Raw genomic sequence first — 456 nt, 5'->3', positions numbered from 1 at the left:
CTCGTCAACGATGTCGGCGGCGGGCTGATCACGCCCTTCGCGCAGGACGTGATGGCGAGGGACGCCGCCGAGAACATCGCGGCCTTCGCGCAAAAGACGCTCGGCCATGTCGACATCCTCGTCAACAATGCCGGCATCCAGTTCGTCTCGCCGGTCGAGGAGTTTCCGATCGAGAAGTGGGACCAGATCATCGCGATCAACCTGTCCTCGGCCTTCCACGGCATCCGCGCCGCGGTGCCCGGCATGAAGAAGAAGGGCTGGGGCCGCATCATCAACACGGCGTCGGCGCACTCGCTGGTCGCCTCGCCGTTCAAGTCGGCCTATGTGTCGGCCAAGCACGGCATTGCCGGCCTCACCAAGACCGTGGCGCTCGAAGTCGCGACCCACAAGATCACCTGCAACTGCATCAGCCCCGGCTATGTCTGGACGCCGCTGGTGGAGAAGCAGATCCCCGAC

At 64.7% G+C, this 456-nt stretch carries 1 protein-coding gene; it reads left to right on the top strand.

Features of this window, described 5'->3' with window-relative positions:
• A partial coding sequence (locus AACY49_RS30945) for an SDR family NAD(P)-dependent oxidoreductase (RefSeq protein WP_339528113.1) occupies nucleotides 1-456 on the top strand: 456 nt, incomplete at both ends.

Source organism: Pseudomonas sp. EL_65y_Pfl2_R96 (genome assembly GCF_963970905.1).
Classification (GTDB): Bacteria; Pseudomonadota; Gammaproteobacteria; order Pseudomonadales; family Pseudomonadaceae; genus Aquipseudomonas.
The sequence above is the reverse complement of the archived record's forward strand: the minus strand, read 5'-3'. Positions and strand labels throughout refer to the sequence as shown.